This window comes from Trichocoleus desertorum AS-A10, from assembly GCF_039962155.1.
Taxonomy (GTDB): domain Bacteria; phylum Cyanobacteriota; class Cyanobacteriia; order FACHB-46; family FACHB-46; genus Trichocoleus.
The window spans coordinates 95,685-112,894 of the sequence record NZ_JAMPKN010000007.1 but is presented as its reverse complement, the minus strand read 5'-3'; the positions used below and the strand labels follow the sequence as shown (position 1 = coordinate 112,894).

General features: G+C 49.3%; 15 protein-coding genes. 6 read left to right on the top strand and 9 right to left on the bottom strand.

Annotated features, from left to right (window positions below; genetic code table 11):
- Nucleotides 1–51: 51 nt before the first annotated feature.
- The gene (locus NDA01_RS12365; RefSeq protein WP_190432895.1) at nt 52–366 is read right to left on the bottom strand and encodes a hypothetical protein; all 315 of its coding nucleotides are present in this window, start codon (nt 364–366) and stop codon (nt 52–54) included.
- Between the two features lie 172 nt (nt 367–538).
- On the opposite strand from NDA01_RS12365, the gene NDA01_RS12360 reads away from it, so the two are divergent.
- Complete coding sequence (locus tag NDA01_RS12360) at nt 539–796, top strand: DUF6737 family protein (RefSeq protein ID WP_348228171.1); 258 nt, start codon at nt 539–541, stop codon at nt 794–796.
- 107 nt (nt 797–903) lie between these two features.
- Here the strand turns inward: NDA01_RS12360 and NDA01_RS12355 are convergent, their stop codons facing one another.
- The 3 genes from NDA01_RS12355 to NDA01_RS12345 form a co-directional block, all read right to left on the bottom strand.
- A complete protein-coding gene (locus tag NDA01_RS12355) occupies nt 904–1,455 on the bottom strand; it encodes a hypothetical protein (protein ID WP_348228170.1) in 552 nt (183 codons plus the stop codon).
- 254 nt (nt 1,456–1,709) lie between these two features.
- The gene (locus NDA01_RS12350) at nt 1,710–3,884 is read right to left on the bottom strand and encodes a pentapeptide repeat-containing protein (protein WP_348228169.1); all 2,175 of its coding nucleotides are present in this window, start codon (nt 3,882–3,884) and stop codon (nt 1,710–1,712) included.
- A 97-nt stretch (nt 3,885–3,981) separates the two neighbouring features.
- Nucleotides 3,982–4,254 (bottom strand): hypothetical protein, encoded by a 273-nt coding sequence (locus NDA01_RS12345; RefSeq protein ID WP_348228168.1) that lies wholly within the window; start codon nt 4,252–4,254, stop codon nt 3,982–3,984.
- Nucleotides 4,255–4,343: 89 nt separating this feature from the next.
- Here NDA01_RS12345 and NDA01_RS12340 point away from each other — a divergent pair, with 89 nt between their 5' ends.
- Both NDA01_RS12340 and NDA01_RS12335 read left to right on the top strand, forming a co-directional pair.
- Nucleotides 4,344–6,209 carry a tetratricopeptide repeat protein gene (locus NDA01_RS12340; protein WP_190432892.1) on the top strand — a complete coding sequence of 622 codons (1,866 nt, stop codon included), beginning with the start codon at nt 4,344–4,346 and terminating at the stop codon, nt 6,207–6,209.
- 152 nt (nt 6,210–6,361) lie between these two features.
- The gene (locus tag NDA01_RS12335; protein WP_190432891.1) at nt 6,362–6,787 is read left to right on the top strand and encodes a hypothetical protein; all 426 of its coding nucleotides are present in this window, start codon (nt 6,362–6,364) and stop codon (nt 6,785–6,787) included.
- 118 nt (nt 6,788–6,905) lie between these two features.
- Here the strand turns inward: NDA01_RS12335 and NDA01_RS12330 are convergent, their stop codons facing one another.
- From NDA01_RS12330 to petB, 4 genes are all read right to left on the bottom strand, one after another.
- On the bottom strand, nt 6,906–7,286 hold the full coding sequence (locus NDA01_RS12330; protein WP_348228167.1) for a hypothetical protein: 381 nt from the start codon (nt 7,284–7,286) through the stop codon (nt 6,906–6,908).
- A gap of 35 nt (nt 7,287–7,321) precedes the next feature.
- The gene (locus tag NDA01_RS12325) at nt 7,322–8,590 is read right to left on the bottom strand and encodes a glycosyltransferase (protein ID WP_348228166.1); all 1,269 of its coding nucleotides are present in this window, start codon (nt 8,588–8,590) and stop codon (nt 7,322–7,324) included.
- Nucleotides 8,591–8,922: 332 nt separating this feature from the next.
- The gene (petD, locus tag NDA01_RS12320; RefSeq protein ID WP_190432889.1) at nt 8,923–9,405 is read right to left on the bottom strand and encodes a cytochrome b6-f complex subunit IV; all 483 of its coding nucleotides are present in this window, start codon (nt 9,403–9,405) and stop codon (nt 8,923–8,925) included.
- Between the two features lie 142 nt (nt 9,406–9,547).
- Complete coding sequence (gene petB, locus NDA01_RS12315; RefSeq protein ID WP_348228165.1) at nt 9,548–10,216, bottom strand: cytochrome b6; 669 nt, start codon at nt 10,214–10,216, stop codon at nt 9,548–9,550.
- A 421-nt stretch (nt 10,217–10,637) separates the two neighbouring features.
- Between petB and ctpA the strand changes: the two genes are divergently transcribed.
- From ctpA to NDA01_RS12300, 3 genes are all read left to right on the top strand, one after another.
- Nucleotides 10,638–11,873, top strand: a complete 1,236-nt coding sequence (gene ctpA, locus NDA01_RS12310) for a carboxyl-terminal processing protease CtpA (RefSeq protein ID WP_190553039.1) — start codon at nt 10,638–10,640, stop codon at nt 11,871–11,873.
- A complete protein-coding gene (locus tag NDA01_RS12305; protein ID WP_348228164.1) occupies nt 11,863–13,170 on the top strand; it encodes an HD domain-containing protein in 1,308 nt (435 codons plus the stop codon). Before ctpA ends, NDA01_RS12305 begins: the two co-directional genes overlap by 11 nt.
- A gap of 328 nt (nt 13,171–13,498) precedes the next feature.
- Entirely contained in the window at nt 13,499–16,489 is a 2,991-nt protein-coding gene (locus NDA01_RS12300; protein WP_348228163.1) for a sensor histidine kinase, read from the top strand.
- 73 nt (nt 16,490–16,562) lie between these two features.
- Here the strand turns inward: NDA01_RS12300 and NDA01_RS12295 are convergent, their stop codons facing one another.
- A complete protein-coding gene (locus NDA01_RS12295; RefSeq protein ID WP_190432878.1) occupies nt 16,563–17,210 on the bottom strand; it encodes a MotA/TolQ/ExbB proton channel family protein in 648 nt (215 codons plus the stop codon).

The window sequence follows — 17,210 nt, the reverse complement described above, 5'->3', positions numbered from 1 at the left end:
CTTTTAGAAGCTATTCAAATCGTTTTGTAGGGTGGGCAATGCTCACCTTACCTATTTAGAAGTTTCTGGAATTTCCAAGCTGGCAGAGGGCGGTGTAGAAGCTGCATCCTGAGCTGCTTGCTGGCGCTTCTGCTCCAGAAATTGCTGCAACGCTACTTGCCGATTTGCCATGAAGCGATTCCAAAAACCTGGATAGAACTTGTCCATTGTTTTCGCGATCGCCCAAGCATTTACATTCAGCAACTTATAGTGGGAGCTATAGGAGTTCTGCAATTCTGTAATTTGGCCTTGCAGTTCAGGATTAGCAGGCCACTCCAGGTCAGACAAATGCTGAGTTCGGAAAGAATCAAAGTTGCGGTGAGGCATGGCGATCGCCAGAAGACACAGTTGCAGAATGGTCCAGTACCCCTTCCATCACTAGAGCAGTAGCCACACTCTAGTCATGTTTGTTTTAGCATTGTACTCAAAGTAATGTGCTTTCTAAAACACAGTTTCTTTATATAACCCCTGTTGAGTTCTGGAGCGATCGCGTCAGATTTTGTCCGAATCTTCTCAAATCAGTCCTTGGTCCTATAAACCCTGGTGGTGCCAACCTTGGTCCATTTTGCTCACGGGCATTACCATTATTGCGGGCAGTTGGTTCCTCGCCCACACCATTTGGTTCACCTGCCTCGTCGCAGTGCCAATTCTGGCTTGGATGGGTTTCTTTATCTTGGTCTGGCCCCAACTTGTGATTCAGAGTGGCATGCTAAACCCTGATCAAACTACCCCAGAAAAGGCGATCGCCGAAGAATAGCTTTATTTCTAGATCTCTTTGGCTACCATGACTACCTTGATGAAGAAGCCAAGAACCACCTAAATTCTGGCTCCTGGCTTCCGACTCCTAGCTTCTAGTCGCTGGAATTAAAATCGATATCCGACTCCACCTTGCACAGAGACCGCTGTTCCACCACTCTCCCGGTAAGCATCAAAGGCAATAATGGCGTTGCCAAACACCACGAGTTTGCTGTTGGGCAGAGCGTAGTCAATGCCTGGTTGAATAGCAAAGGCATCTTGATTGCCTAGAGGCGAAGTAGAGTCGCCCTCTGAGAAGGAATATCCCGCCCCAATATAGGCATCCGCTTGCCAGCTCAGCGGGATGTCGTAGGACACGGTAGGCACGATCGCCGTGTTGTCATTCAGAATCAAGGCTTGGGCTCTGAGAGAAATTGGCAACTTCAGCAGCTTGTAACGCGCGGCAATGACCAAAGCATTTTCGCTGTCTTCGTTTATAGAGCCATCGGTGAGACCAATCGAGGGACCAACGCCAACATAACTCCCATAGGCAGCCTGTGCCGATGCTGCGGATGGGGCGAGACCTTCAACTCCTGTCGCTACAACAGCGCCCCCTAGAGCGATCGCCGTAGCCAACCCAGCCCAACTTTTACTTTGCGACAGGCGCTTAAGACTCTTCATTGCCAACTCCTCACTACCAGTAGCATTGATTGATTTGTCTCGCTCAATTCAACTTCAGCCGTCAGCCCTTCATCTAGGCTGATTCACCCTCAGGTCTATTCAAGCAAATTCCTAGTTTTAAACCAGGCATCTTGTTACTTATTTTCACCCAAGCAGCGCAATAATCTAGCTGATTGACTGATTAGCCCAGGTTTTGCATTTTGTTTTGTAGGACACGGGTTTCACCCGCGCCACTTACAAAACAGAGAGACACCCTATTGGCACTGAGGATGACGACCGCCTTGAGCGCAAATATAGGCAATCTGAGTAGGATTCAAATTTTTAGCATCGACAAAATTAACACCTTTAAACAGACCAGACTGCGAAGCAATAGGTGCTAATTGAATGAACTGGCTAGAAGGTTTAGAGGAGGAAGGTGTAAAAATCGCCCCTTGGAAGTCTGCTCCCATAACATTGGCCCCGCGTAAATCTACCTGATTGAGATCTGCGTTGCGGAAACTGACATGCTGTAATTGCGCATTTTTGAAATTAGCCTCTGCCAGTTGGGTCGAGCTTAGATCCGCATACTGGAGGTTAGCTTGGCTAAAGTCTGACCCAGTCAAATCGGCTCCTTGCCACTCCGATCGCACTAAGTTAGCCAACTGAAATTTTGTGGCAGTCGCACTAGCTTGACCCAATCGAGCAGCTTGCAAATTTGCTTCGGAGAAGTCAGCATTTCCTAGATCCGCACCTGTAAGGCTGGCATGATTCAAGATAGCTTGGCGAAAATTAGCAGCAACCAGTTTGGCACTACTGAGGTTCGATTTCGACAGACGAGCCTTTGAGAGATCCGCTTTGTTAAGAATAGCCCGAATTAAATTTGTACGCTCCATCAAAGCATTGCCTAAGAAGGCTCCGGTTAAGTTGGCATCTTTGAGTTCAGCCCCACTTAAATCGGTAACCCAATCATCAAAGGTTCCCCAGCGCTCATCTTCGCCCGCTCCATAGAATCGACTGCCTTGCAAACTCGCGCCTGCCAAAATGGCACTTTTCAGTTGGACCCCTGATAAATCGATTTGATCCAACACGAGTGTAAATTGAGCTGCCCCTTCAGCGACGCGACCTAGGTCTACCCGATTCAAATCGGCAGCATGCACTTGACCGCTGTAGATTGTTAGCAATTTAGCGATCGCTCGTTGAGTCGCCCGCCGTCTCAAGGCCAACAACTTATATTCTTTTTCGTTATTGCCGTAGCGCAGTGACTCCAAATCAGTCTTCAAAGATTGATTCAGTCGTTGCAGGTAAGGCAGAGCATCGGGACCACTACTGACTAAAGCTTGCTGAATCGCATCAATCAGGGTGGGTTTGTCTTCTTGTCCCAACAAATCCACCAAGAGCGGCACTGCCCGTGAGTCATTCACCGTACCTAGCGCTAAAATTGCTCCTTGCCGCTCGTCTGGTGCACCAGGAGAGGTGGGGGTCAGCTTACTCACCAACGCTAGAAAGACTTGATTATCCTGCTGCTTAAACTCCCGGCGATTGGCTTGGCTTTGCACATAAACTTGGGTGCCCACGAAGGTGCCGAGTACCAACGCTATGCTAGAGAGCGACACGATCAGCAGGGTCATGCCAGGATGTTGACGCATCCAGTACCACAACCCTTGCCCCCGCCAGCCTTTTTCTGGTGTCAACACAATGGCCGCGATCGCCGCATCTTCCTCACTCCACTGAGATTCTGCCCAAGCTTGGCGGTCACGTCGCAATACCTGTACATGGTCGCTATAGATCGAAGTGGGTTGGGCTGCGTCGATTACAGTGGTACCGCTTAAGCGATCGTGCCAAGCCCGCCGCCGCGAGTTGAAGCGGGCACTAAAGTTTTCACTTAATACTAGAAAACTAGCTAACCCCAACAAAATGCTGAGATCTGGAAACGCCCCACTGTAGCGCCAGATCGTGTAAGCAAGCCCCAGCGGCAAGCCCCAGCGCCCAATGCCTTCTCGTACTATCGCTCGCACCAAACCGGGAGGCGCTCCCGTAGCCGTCACTACCTTGACGGCAAACCATCGCTTGGGTTGAGTTTTACCCGTCTTAGTGAGTGAGTACAGGTTTAGCCCCGCCACCACAAATGGAGCCACCACAGCACCAGACCACAGCAAATTTGTCAGGGGAGGAACTGTGCGATCGCGATCACCCACTGGAATTGCTAGGGTTTGGGCGATCGTCGCTTCAGCTTGAGCGACGAAGGGATTGAGTGGCACTGGCTCACTGGCAGAATGGAGCCTGGCATATTCCCCTAAGCTGAACGGCACCCAAGCACTAGCCACAACTAGAGAAACCTCAATGAGCCAAGCTCCACAGCGTCGAGGTAGTAAGGGCAACCGTTTGAAGCGCCAACTAGGTAGCATTGATTGAGAGCGATTGGTGCTTCTCCTCACAGTTGGGCTCGCCATCTTCAAAAACTCCCCGTCACTAGTTATGCAGTCTATTGGTTCTTGTAATTCTTGGGTAGGAGGTCTCTACCCGCGTAGAGACTGCGTCAAGCTGAGATTAGGTGTATGAAGGCGATCGCGGTGTTAAGTCATAGCTCATCAGTGCGATCCACCAACTAGTGACTAGACTTGCGCAAGCAGCCCTACCAAAAAAGCTACCCTGGTAAAGTAGGACAAATCCTTGTCCTAAAACCAACTCATGCCGTAGAAGTTCAGCTAAATTCCCAGGCTGAATTTCAGCAGCGATCGCGAAAATGGTGAGGAACAGCAGCGGACTCAGTAAATCTACTGTTGTGTCTGCGATTGTAGCGAAGAGAAGTCGCCCAAGCACGCTCAGTTTATAAGAAAAAATAAAAAAGATTGTGCTTAGCTAGACTCTCGGTAAGGTAACTGAAAATTCTCTAAAAGCGTTTAAATTCTATGGCTGATCCTGTGAGTGGTGCTACTCCACTAGCTAGTCGCTATCTAGAACTCATCGATCGCATTGTCGAAACCACACTCAAGGGCAAAATCCGCTCTAAAGAGCAGGTTTACCAAATGCTATTGCAAGAGGTGAGTGCCGGGACGGGGGAGATCTTTGAGCGTTGTTTGGGCGATCGCCTCACTGCCGCTCAACGCCAAGTCGAAATCCAAACCGATGAGCTAAAACTCGCTAAGGCCAACCGTGTCCTGAGAGCCTTACAAACGATCCAAGGCGAGTGGGAACGTTGGCAAGAGCAAAACCAAGCGACAGAAATGCTCACGACCGCAGTGCGTCAAGTCGTAGCGGCTGAGCCTGAGCAGCGCTTAACAACCTTGATTCAAGTCACCGATCCCAATCGGGGGCAAATCGTGACGCTACAGCAGTGGCAACAGCTTGCTAAAGCGTTACAGCAGCAAGCCGCTACCATCACCGAGACTGACTCTCAGCAGCAGATTGAGCAACTAGCGACAGGCATTGGGCGCGGAATCGCCGCCTGGCGTCGTTTAGAAGACCATTTGGTGGGCTGGATTTACGACCAAAACCAAGGGCAGTTAGGGTTTGAAGGTGTGCCAGGTCAGCGTGGTCCTTGGGCACTGTGGGCTAAACAAGTTGGCAGTCCCATGCCTCAATCTTTATTCCAAGCCCTTGCTCATGAGCAATCGGCGGCTGAGTGGGGTAGACATCAAACCGTGGACCTCGAAGATTGGGTTGAACTCACGGTGATTCTGCGCGGTTTACAGCAAGGTTTGGTGACGTGGTTTGACAAGTTGGTCTACGATTCCAAAGTCGGGTCCAAGCTCTCCATCTCGACGTTTCTGGCATTCGCCGTCCTGTGGTCCCAAATGGGCGTAGGTTTAGGCGATCGCTTTGCCAATGCAGCCTTTCAGAGCACACTGCAAATCCTGCGAACCTTTGCGCAACGTGAGTACTTCCCACTTTACGGTGGCATTTTTGCTTCCTTTGCTGGCAACTATTTACGAGATGCCCTGAACTACCTAGATGAACCATTACGGCGAGCGGAAGGCACTCAGGAAAAAGCCAGAATCCTGACCTTACTCGGCTATTCTTTCCGGGCGCAAGGTCAATATGACCGGGCGCAAAATTTTCATCAGCAAGCTTTGGAGCTGGCGCGGACAGCAGGCGATCGCCCCTGTGAAATTGCCAACTTCAACCACCTCAGTCGGGCTTGCGTATCGGAGAAAAATTATGCCGAAGCGATCAACTACAGTCAGCGGGCCTTGATTCTGAGTCGTCAGGCTGGGGATCGCTTGGGTGAGGCGAATGCTTTAGCTAACTTGGGTTACAGCGAAGTGCTACAAGCGCAGCAGTTAGAACAAGTTGAACCTGAAACCTACGAAAGTGCGATTGATTATTTACAGCAAGGCTTGAAATTATCTGAACGGTTAGGCGATCGCCAAAGCCAAGCCCTCTGTCTCAGCAGCTTGGGGATCGCTCATATTGTCTTAGATCAATCACAAATAGCGATCGCTTACCTAGAAGGTGGGATTCAAGCGGCGCAGTTTTCTGGGGATGTCTATTTACAAGCTCGCAACTTAGCTCACTTAGCTGAAGCCTACTACCGTCTGCAAAACTTAGAAAAATCTGTTTATAGTGGCTGTTTGGGCATGTATCTTCTAGAGCAAATTGCCTCTAGTGAGTGGCGGCAACCCGCCGGACTGCTAATGATTTTGCAGGGACAAATGGGGGAAGCAGGGTTTCAAGCAGCTTTAGAACAATACCGCCGTCAAATTGCTTCCGTGATCGGGGTCGATGGCTATGACCACATCCCACAACTCCTAGAACAGTATCGCCACTCCACATAGTCGATCGGTAATTGGTTGTGTAGGGCTTTAGCTGCCTCAGCAATAAAAAGTTCTGTGACAATCTAGAAACATGAACATACAGTTCCGCAATTCGCCGGAAATTGCGGATACTGGAATTAGGAGCACTCCGCACTTTTTGAGGGGTGAGCAAGATGAAGACGTACAAATATTGGCTTGCTGTTCCTACAGCCCTGGTGGTGGCTTTGACAGTTGCTGGTTCAGCTCAGAGTAAACCTTTACCTGTTGCTCCAGGGTTTCAGCCTGACCCTCAAGTGCTAACAGGCACATCGGGCGGAGCTAAAAGTAGCGATTGTGGCTATGTCAGTAATACCCCCAGTCAGGTAATTCAAGTGACCCAGGCTGTTCCTTACCTGCGTTTTGCAGTGCAAAGTGAAGGGCAACCCACCTTGTTGATTGATGGTCCGGGGGGACGATTCTGTTCTTTAGCAGATACTTATTCCCAGAAGCCAGCACAAATCTCAGGTTTTTGGTCTCCTGGCACCTACTCTGTTTACGTTGGCGATCGCGGCCAAGGACAGCATGCTTACCGACTTTCCATTTCTCAGGCTCCCAACTAACAAAAGCCTAAACCGCTAGTGACTTAAACAAAAAAGTGGATGGTTCTTCTTTCAGAACTGTCCACTTTTTTGATTGAGATGGGTAGTTAGGCGATCGCGTTGAAAAAATGTCCTTCAGCTAACGGTCAATGGGTTGGGCTGGCACTTCAATAGCTTGCACATCAATGGTTCCCGGTGGCGTCAGACGGCTTAAATGGCCTTTCTCTACCTTAAGTGCTTCCCCACAACTAGCACACTCAATCTGGGTCTGGTTGATGCCCGCCACCTCAGAGCCACAAACGGGGCATTGAGCTTGGACTAAGTTGCGCTTCAGCCACCAGCGAAAGCCTAAAAACGCAATGATTGGCGCTAAGCAAATAAAACCAACCACAAGCAGAAATGACTTAACCAGCCAGCCCAAACCCGCTAATCCTAGCAGCCAGAGCAAAGCTAGGAACATGAGCCAGCGACTTGCACCGGCGAGGGTTAACTGAAAACTTCTGAGGCTGTCTTGATTCACAGCAAGCTCCTAGAGGCAACAAATTCTTGCTTTTTTTAGGATAGCTTTGTTGACTCCCCTATTGTCGAACTCAGTAATTGTTTTAATTGCTGGGTCAGCGCCTCAGCGCCAAACAAAGATAAAGCTTCTTGGCGCAACCAAGCTCCGTCACAGCGGCGATCGCTTGGTTTACCCTCAGCATCCTCAGTGTTGCGTAAAATTTCAATACAGGCCGCTGCTACTGCCCCTGAGTCGCGCCGAGGCACTTGCCAGCCGAGTTTGCCATCTTGTAGCGGATCGGCGGAACCGTCTGCATCTCCTGCCACCACAGGTACTCCACAAGCCATCGCCTCTAGGTAGACTATGCCAAAGCCTTCCTGGGACGGCATGACGTAGGCATCAGCTAAGCGGTAATGCTCAACTAGCTCTTCAGTCGGGACAAAGCCCGCAAACACGACTCGATCTGCCACCCCTAAATCTTGAGCTAATTGGGCCAATCGGGGCTGGTCATCACCCCGACCAATCACTAGGTACTTCACCTGCGGAAAGGCTTGAGCGATCGCAGGCAGAGCTTGAATCGTTACATCCACCCCTTTATATCGATCGCCTGCCCAAAGTCGAGCCACAGTCATCAGCACTTTGGCTCCAGCCAAATCATACTTTTCGACTAAAGCTGGGTTTTTAGGGCCAGGGGTAAAGGCATCGCCATCAACAATACAGGGAAGCAACTTGACTAGCTGTGGGTCTAGCCCATTGACCTCACAGGCACGATCGCGGCTATAGCGGCTAATTGTCCAAATACTAGCTGCCTGCTGTAGAGCCTTTTGCTCATGCTGTGGCAACTTGACCCAAAATTCTTTGCCATAGGTCAAGACAGTGTAAGGAATCCCTAGCGGTTGACATAGCGCCTGGAGCATGGGGGCGAGGTTGATATGGCCGCAAAAAACTCGCTCAGGGCGATCGCGCAGTAGAGAAGCCAACAACTGAGCAGCTAATTTAAGGCGTCCTAGAGCAGGGGGACGAGTTTTGAAATAGTGAAAATTGATCGGACTAGATTCTAAAGGATTGTGGCATTCTGGCCCATCCCGCAGTAAAAATACATCTGCCTTGTAAGGGACAGCGATTTTTCGGTCTGATGGCTCCACCAAAGTTACGTAAGACTTCAATACATCTTTGACGTAGGATTGGATGCCACCTTCGCAGGCAAAAATCTCTAAGAATACAAATACGTAACGAGCACTTTTAGTCGTAATAGGGTCCAATTTTGTAGCTCTAACTTCACGCTTGACTGCCAGTACATCAGGTGAATGGTAAGTTCCAGTCATCGATTATTACCGGAGCAAATTACTCCGCTCCCCAGAAATATTTGCAGTTTTCGCACCCAAATTTTTAGGGCTAGGAGCCTAGAACAATTGATAGTGATTAATAATCAGTTCGCTTAGTATTTTGTAATAACTTAAGATTGCTGCCAAATCCTAACAAATAACAGGTTGGAATGGGAACGACAGCCAGTAGATTAATCTAATCTTTGCGAATCGGGGGCAGGATTCAGCCCAGAGCTTCACATAAAAACTAACGCCTGCTTAAGTGCTTCAGTAGTACGACAATTGGCACTACGGAAGCACAAGCAGGCGTTGAGTTGAACTCTTCAGCTCTCTTAGAACAGACCCAAAGTTAGGGACTTGTCGATAGGGAAAGTTGCACCAATTCCCAACCACAGAGTTACCAGAGTCCCAAACAAAAAGAGGGTGGTAGCCACTGGACGACGGAAGGGGTTTTGGAACTTGTTCACGTTCTCAATGAAAGGAACAAGCATTAGACCTAGAGGAATTGCCCCCATGCACACAATCCCCAACAACTTGTTAGGAAGAATGCGCAGGATTTGGAAGACAGGGTAGAGATACCACTCAGGCAAAATTTCCAAGGGAGTGGCAAAGGGATTAGCAGGCTCACCCACCAAAGCTGGGTCTAGAACTGCCAAACCGACGCAAAGAGCGATCGTGCCCGCAATTACAACTGGGAAGATGTAAAGCAGGTCATTAGGCCAAGCGGGTTCACCATAATAGTTATGGCCCATCCCCTTGGCAAGTTTGGCGCGAAGCTGTGGATCGCTGAGATCCGGTTTTTTAATCGTTGCCATGATGTAAAAGTGCTCTCCTTTATTCTGAAGTCAGCAGGTAGAGAACGAGACAGCAATTAGACTTGAGCTATATGTAATAGCCTAGTATAAGTGCTCTGAGCAAACTCTGAAGACTGCCTATGGGCTGCTTCCAGTGAATTGCTTACAAAGGACCGGAAATGCCTTGCTTACGGATCATGAGGAAGTGCAGCAGCATGAAGACTGCAATCAACCAAGGCAGAACGAAGGTGTGCAAGCTATAATAGCGAGTCAAAGTTGCTTGACCCACACTGCTACTACCGCGAAGTAATTCAACGATAAAGGGGCCTACGACTGGGATTGCTTCAGGAACACCAGAAACGATCTTGACAGCCCAATAACCGACTTGGTCCCAAGGCAGTGAGTAGCCAGTTACACCAAAGGAAACGGTGATTACGGCCAAAATTACACCAGTTACCCAAGTCAACTCACGAGGCTTTTTGAAACCACCGGTGAGGTAAACCCGGAAGACGTGCAAAATCATCATCAGCACCATCATGCTGGCAGACCAGCGGTGGATGGAACGGATGAGCCAACCAAAGTTGACCTCTGTCATCAGGTACTGAACTGACGTAAAAGCATCAGTTACGGTTGGCTTGTAGTAAAACGTCATTGCAAACCCAGTTGCAAACTGGATTAGGAAGCAAGTCAGGGTAATGCCACCTAGACAATAGAAGATGTTGACGTGGGGAGGCACATATTTGCTGCTGACATCATCAGCGAGTCCCTGGATTTCCAGACGTTCCTCAAACCAGTTGTAGACTTTTGAGTCGGTTACCTGCTTGGTAAACATGAAGCAAGAATTCCTGAAAATGTATTGCTGTTTGTGACCTTTCTAGTCTCTCAGAAGAAGGAGAATCTTGGGGGGTCGGCTGGAGTAAGCTACTGATCCAAAGAGTTCTCTAAGAGACTCTCAACAAGTTTAGAGAGCCAGATTCTGGTCTGATCTAGTCTGAGCTTATTGAGTTCAAATGTTCTATCCATCCTAGTACGCTGTCAAAAAGCTTGCAGATTACCTACTGAACTTCTATTAGCTCGTTGCTTGAGTGAAGCTTCTCCAACAGGGACTCAGACGGCAATTCTTTGAGCTAATTTGGCCTAAATGGATGGGCTAACTCACAGGAGTCTACAAAAAATGTAACATAGACCAGAAGAGGATTTCATGCTGAGGCAACTCAAGAAGTTAGGGATCTAGTGAACTAAGATTCGGTGTCATGCAAAAAAAGTGGATCGCTAGGGTTGGGTTATTGCTGATATTGCCGATTGTGGTGGCTTTGAGCTGGTCTACTCCAGCTTGGGCTTTCACAGAGGAGCAGCGGTTGGTGAATGAAGTTTGGCGGATCGTCAATCGCTCTTATGTCGATGAGTCTTTCAATCATCAAAACTGGCGATCGCTACGTCAGCAAGTCCTCAGCCGTCCACTCAACAACCGGGAAGCTGCCTATGAAACGATTCAGCAAATGCTGGCTAGCTTGAACGACCCCTTCACTCGGCTGTTGCGACCCGATCAATACCGCAGCTTACAAACCAATACTTCTGGCGAGTTAACTGGAGTTGGCTTGCAGATTGCGCTCGATCCAGAGACGAGTGAGTTAAAAGTCATTGCGCCGCTTGAAAGTTCTCCAGCCGAGCAAGCTGGCATCCGCCCTGCCGACCGCATCTCGCGCATTGATGGCGTTCCTACAGCTAAGTTGACTTTGGATGAAGCTGCCGAGAAAATGCGCGGTCCCATTGGCAGTCGTGTGGTTTTGACTGTGGCCCGAGAGGGGGAGCCTGAGTTAGATATTCAGGTGGTGCGCGATCGCATTGCGATTAATCCGGTTTATGCCCAGTTGCGTGAGTTTCGTGACCGTCCCACCATTGGTTATATTCGCCTGAATCAGTTCAACGCCAACGCTACCGTTGAGCTAGCCAAAGCTGTGCATCGTTTGGAGAATCAAGGAGCCGAGGGCTACATTCTCGACCTCCGCAATAATCCTGGGGGCCTGCTGCAAGCTGGGGTGGAAATTGCCCGCTTGTGGCTAGACTCTGGCACTATTGTCTACACCGTGAATCGCCAAGGCATTCAAGACAGTTTTGAAGCGAACGGCCCCGCCCTGACCCAAGATCCGCTGGTCGTGTTGGTGAATCAAGGTACCGCGAGCGCAAGTGAGATTCTAGCAGGGGCGTTGCAGGACAATGGCCGCGCTGAGTTAGTCGGCGAAAAAACGTTTGGCAAAGGTTTAATTCAGTCACTCTTTGAACTCTCAGATGGTTCTGGCTTAGCGGTAACGGTGGCGAAGTATGAAACTCCCAACCACCATGACATCAATAAGCTAGGCATTACGCCTGATCGGCTGGTACCTTTAGAAGCCATTACCCGCGAGCAAGTTGCTACGGAGCAGGACCAACAGTATCAAGCAGCGGTCGAATTACTCACCCAGCCTTCTGTGCTAGCGGGTGCTGCCTAATTCCAGTCGCACGTATCATGACCCCTTGCATGGGGCGATCGCGTTGGATAACAGTGATCCAACCGAAGCTTTACTGATTCGCCTAATCGATACGCCTGCCTTTCAGCGGTTGCGGCGCATTCGTCAGCTTGGTCCTGCCAGCCTCACCTTTCACGGAGCAGAAGGTTCTCGCTTTACCCATTCTTTGGGCGTGATGGCGATCGCGCGGCGGGTGTTCGATCGCATTGCCAAACGCTACCCCCAAGTGCAGCCGCACCGCCCCATTGTTTTGTGTGCAGCTCTGCTACATGACATTGGGCATGGACCATTTAGCCACACCAGCGAAGAAATTTTTGGTAATCACCATGAAGCTTGGACAAGACGGATTCTGCGAGAATCTACACCCGTCCGTCAACTTTTAGACCACTTTGACCCCAGCTTGGTGGATACCCTAGAGCAGGTCTACTTAAAGAAATATCCGGTTCCTTTTGTCTGGCAGTTAGTTTCCAGTCAGCTTGACTGCGATCGCCTCGACTACCTAATGCGAGATAGTTACTTCACAGGCGCTTCCTACGGCAAGCTCGACCTCGATCGCATTTTAATGGCGCTGAGCTACGACCCGGTAAGTCAGCAGTTGGTGGTCGCTCGTAAAGGTATGGCTGCGATCGAGCATTATTTGATCGTGCGCTATTTCATGTACGCCCAGGTTTACAACCATCCCAAAAATATTGCCGCAACTTGGGTATTGGAGCAAGCTTTTAGACGCGCCTGTGAGCAATTTGCTTTAGGTGGTATCCCAGCAGATGATACGGTCATGGCTTGGCTAACTCAATCAAAGCTTCCTGGAGAAGGTAGTTCTCTCTTAGGGGCTCCAGTGAAGCCGTTACCGCTGGCCCATTACCTGGCAGCCGATGATGGTGTGCTGACTTACCACCTGCAGCGTTGGCAGCACTGCGTTGATCCGGTGTTAGCGGATTTGTGTCGCCGTTTTCTCGATCGCGATCTCTTGAAAGCTCTAGATATTTCTAGCTTGAATGTAAATGAGCAAGAACATTTGATGCAGCAAGTATCGATTTGGCTAGCTCAAGCCGGTTTTAGCGCAACTCACTATGCTGGAATTCGTGTTGCCTGTAGCCGTGGTTACACTATCTACCAACGGGGCATTAGGTTACAAACCGCCGCTGGATTGCAAGAAATTAGTGAATTGTCGCCTCTAGTAAAAACTCTGATCCAACCTGTGAAACGAGCCTGGCTTATCTATCCTTCAGAGATCGAGTCTTCGCTCTCAAACTTTTACCCCAAACTCAATTCAGCTTGAGTCCTTCAACTGGTAGCCGTTGTATCTCTCTAGTTATAGGGAACAATTTCTACAGGAGAAATGCGGGTCAAAAAAGTTACAAACAGCATTGGGTTAGAGCTTGATATAAATTGATACATCACCTATGGCAGGAAAACTTTAGATTAAAGCTGAGCCTGCCTACCCTATAACGCTATTGATTAAGTTTAAGAATCTACCAAGTTTAGAGTAGCCCAACCAGTGAGTTTTATCTCCCTGCTACTCTAACCGCAAGATTTTATGAGTCATCTTTATCGTCAGCATCTCCGTCAAGTTGCCCATTTTAGACACAGGCTATGTTGTTTTTACAATGAATAATAAGTATGCGTTGAAGCAGTCTTCCTGTGTGGCCCTGGGCTCCGCATTGCTGGAGTTTTTAACAGCGTTACCGGATCTGCACCTAGTACTTTTTAGTTCTCAAAATCCTCAAGTAACACCCTGCCAGCTAGGTTTGGATCTAAGAACTGGCGCTGAGTTAAGCTCGCTACAACCTCCTGCAACCCACCCCAATAGTTATTTTAAGTTCAAGCCAGAGGGCAGAAGTCAACTTCAATCAACCCGGGTCGGTGGAGAGGAAAGCTCCAATGGTTGGCTTGCCTGCCACTTAGACCTAGCGCACTTGCCAACTCACCTCGAAACTCGTCAGTCGCCCTCTCAGACCCCGTTAGTTTTCATCTTGGGTATCAGCGATCGCTTCAGCATTTTGTTTCAAGCAGGGTGCTCTCTACCTTTAGAAGCTAACCGTGCAGACTTAGAGCCTTTGTATGAAATTGAGCTGATTTACGACTCAAGCGAAATCAGCAAGTTTTGTACCCATTTACAACTCCAGACCTCGACGGTAGCGGCGATCGCACCTGCTTTTGATGCGGCGATCGCTAGCTGGGTAGCCCAGAGCAATGCCCCAGAGCTGCAAAGTGAGATTACATTAAGGCTGCTGATGGCCCTAGAAGCCAATGGTGCAACGCCTCAAGCACTAACCTCAACCAATCACAGCATGAGTCCAAACTCCCAAGCTGTGGTCGCTCGGCCCAATACCAAAACTATCTATCAACAACCTCATTGGTTGCAGCAGGAAAAACTTCTGCATGAACTGTTGCATGTCAGTAGCAGTTCCTTAGAGCCGCAAACGATTCTGCGCCGCTCTGCTGAAGTAATTCGGACAATTTTTAATGTTAGTCGTTGCCTGATTGCTTTTTATAGCGCTAAAGATCAGCGTGTCATCTGGGGTGCGATCGCGCGATCGCCCGAACTGCTGACTGGGGACCGCCACACCCATTATCCCGATTGGGCAACCGTAGAGCAGCTCATCCACAAGCATCACCACCTGAGCACTTGGGTATCTGATGAATTTCCTCTGCTAGCGGAGCATACGGAAATTCGCGAGTCTGGAGTTGCTAGAGCAGCGCTCTCCAGTTGGACCCAATCTCACCCGAAGCACGCCGATAAATGGGTAGGAGGGTTTCTTTGCATTGAGCAATGGGAGCGCGATCGCATTTGGCAACCCGAAGAAATGTATTTGCTCCACATGGTGATTCACCAAATTGAGCAAGTGCTCTATCAAGCTTTGGTTTACCAACAAGCCGAAGAACGAGTACAACGAGCGGCTCTAGTCAATCGCCTCGTAGCCCAAATTCGAGCCTCACTAGACCTGTCTCATATTTTTGAAACAGTAGTGATGGAGTTGGGGCAACTGGTGGTAGTTGATTGCTGTAGCATTTTTCAATATCTTGAAGACCCTCAAGACTGGCAAGTGCAAACGGAGTATCGGTTGCAGCCAGAAGCATCCTCCACCGTGGATGCCACGGTTTTTGCCCCCATTCATCCTCACTCCGCTCGCCTACGTAACCTGCAAACGGTACAAGTCAGCGACGCCCGTACCCTCCGACCCTGGCATCCAGAAAAGCCACCGACTCAGGTTTCCGGAGCTTGGTTAATGGTGCCGATTCATTATCACCAAAAGCTCTGGGGCTGCATTTCGTTCCGCCAGGACCACTACCCACGCTACTGGCATGAGTCAGAAGTGGAACTGCTAACGACCGTGGCGGATCAACTAGCGATCGCCATTCACCAAGCCACCCTTTACCAACAGATTCAGCAACACAACCAAACTTTAGAAGCGCAGGTTGCCCAACGAACCGCAGAGCTAGAATACTTCTTTGATGCTCTACCCGATCACATTTTTGTCATGCACCGGGAGGGCATGACTTTATCGTTTTGCAATCATGCATTTGCCAAGTCCATTGGTTACGAAGACCGCCAAAATATTCAGGGCCAATCAATTTTTGGTTGTCTACCTAGCAACTTGCTCAACCATTTTGCTGAACAAAATTTGCAAGTATTTCAATCTGGTCGGACGCTGCACACGCAAGAAACCATTGTCTTTCCGAGCGGAATGCGTCATCTAGACACCTTCAAAGTGCCCCTCAAAAAACCAGATGGCGAAGTTTATGGCCTACTTGGCACTTCACGGGACATCACCGAGCTGATTGAAACTCGCCAAGCGCTATCAGAGCGAACCGAACAACTTCAAGACGCTTTAGCTGCTGCTTGTAAAGCCAGTCAGGCTAAAAGTGAGTTTTTGGCGACCATGAGCCACGAGCTGCGTACGCCTCTCACTTCAGTGATTGGCATGTCTTCTGCACTACTGAATCGGCTCTTTGGTTCGTTAACTCCTAAGCAAAGTGAGTATCTAGGCATTATTCACAACAGCGGTACTCACTTACTGCAATTAATTAACGATATTTTAGATTTATCCAAAATTGAAGCGGGCAAAGCTTCTCTACAAATCAGTCGCTTTTCCCTGCAAGAAGTGGCCGAACAAAGTGTTGCCTCTTTAAGTGAAAAGGCACAGGGTCAAAAATTAGTTTTGACAACTGATTTAGTAGGTCTACAAAAATGCGATCGCTTTGTAGGAGATCAGCGCAGAGTTAAACAAATTCTCTTGAATCTGTTATCAAATGCTATCAAGTTCACCCCCTCAGGCGGCCAAGTTTGGTTGCGGCTGCGGTGCGATGGCAATATAGTCACCATCGAGGTAGAAGATACAGGCATTGGTATTGCGGCAGACAAGCATCACTTGCTGTTTGAAGCTTTCCAGCAAATTGACAGCGCCTTAAACCGTAAGCACGAAGGAACTGGGTTAGGACTAGCTTTGACACGCCAGCTCGTTGAAATGCATGACGGCAGTATCAGCTTCAAATCTCAAGTCGGAGTAGGCACCGTTTTCACCGTGCATCTGCAAGCCCAGTTACCGAAAGGCGAGGTCAGTTGGCCACCCGGCTCTAAGGCCACGGAAGTTTAGCCGTCTCCAGGGTGAATACCCCCTACTCCCGCTAAATCCTGTTCTCAAGCTTCAACAGTGGAGCGATCGCAGCTCAAGAAGAAGCATAGGGCAAGTCATCTCGCTCATAGCGGCGGCGATACAACAATTCCAACTGCCCGCCGTATTCTTGAATGAGTGCAATTTGCCGTTGATATAACCCTCGGAACGTATTGGCAAATAGCAGCGTAAAGATAGCCACAATTAATCCAGAGGCAGTAGAAATCAAGGCTTCACTAATGCCAGCCGTTACCCCAGTGGCATTAGTACCCCCCAAATCTCCGACCCGCAACGAGGCAAAAGAGCCAATCAAGCCCAAAATGGTCCCCAGCAAGCCTAGGAGGGGTGCAATGCTAATGATGGTCTCAAAGATGGTATTAAAGCGCTTGAGCAAGGGTAGCTCTGCTTGGGCCGCACTTTCTAAAGCCAAGCGAAATTCCTCTGGTGAGGGCTGCTCTAGTTCCATCGCAGTCAAAAAAATGCGAGTGATGGGCAGATCAGCATTCTGCTCTAGTCTCTGAAATGCCGCTTGAGGGCTGCGCTTGTATAAGCTCAGCGCTTCGCGCACTACACGGTCTTGCCGTTGGGTAATCCGGAACCAAAAGGCAGCTCGCTCCAAAATCAAAGCCACTGCCAGGATCGAAAATCCCAACAATGGCCACATTACAACGCCGCCTAAGATAAATAAGTTCGCGAATGCCAT

Bases quoted from the DNA above. Each gene is read 5' to 3' on its own strand.
- NDA01_RS12365 (WP_190432895.1), bottom strand. From the start codon at position 366: ATGCCTCACCGCAACTTTGATTCTTTCCGAACTCAGCATTTGTCTGAC.
- NDA01_RS12355 (WP_348228170.1), bottom strand. From the start codon at position 1,455: ATGAAGAGTCTTAAGCGCCTGTCGCAAAGTAAAAGTTGGGCTGGGTTG.
- NDA01_RS12350 (WP_348228169.1), bottom strand. From the start codon at position 3,884: ATGGCGAGCCCAACTGTGAGGAGAAGCACCAATCGCTCTCAATCAATG.
- NDA01_RS12340 (WP_190432892.1), top strand. From the start codon at position 4,344: ATGGCTGATCCTGTGAGTGGTGCTACTCCACTAGCTAGTCGCTATCTA.
- NDA01_RS12335 (WP_190432891.1), top strand. From the start codon at position 6,362: ATGAAGACGTACAAATATTGGCTTGCTGTTCCTACAGCCCTGGTGGTG.
- NDA01_RS12325 (WP_348228166.1), bottom strand. From the start codon at position 8,590: ATGACTGGAACTTACCATTCACCTGATGTACTGGCAGTCAAGCGTGAA.
- petD (WP_190432889.1), bottom strand. From the start codon at position 9,405: ATGGCAACGATTAAAAAACCGGATCTCAGCGATCCACAGCTTCGCGCC.
- petB (WP_348228165.1), bottom strand. From the start codon at position 10,216: ATGTTTACCAAGCAGGTAACCGACTCAAAAGTCTACAACTGGTTTGAG.
- ctpA (WP_190553039.1), top strand. From the start codon at position 10,638: ATGCAAAAAAAGTGGATCGCTAGGGTTGGGTTATTGCTGATATTGCCG.
- NDA01_RS12300 (WP_348228163.1), top strand. From the start codon at position 13,499: ATGAATAATAAGTATGCGTTGAAGCAGTCTTCCTGTGTGGCCCTGGGC.
- NDA01_RS12295 (WP_190432878.1), bottom strand. From the start codon at position 17,210: ATGGCATTCGCGAACTTATTTATCTTAGGCGGCGTTGTAATGTGGCCA.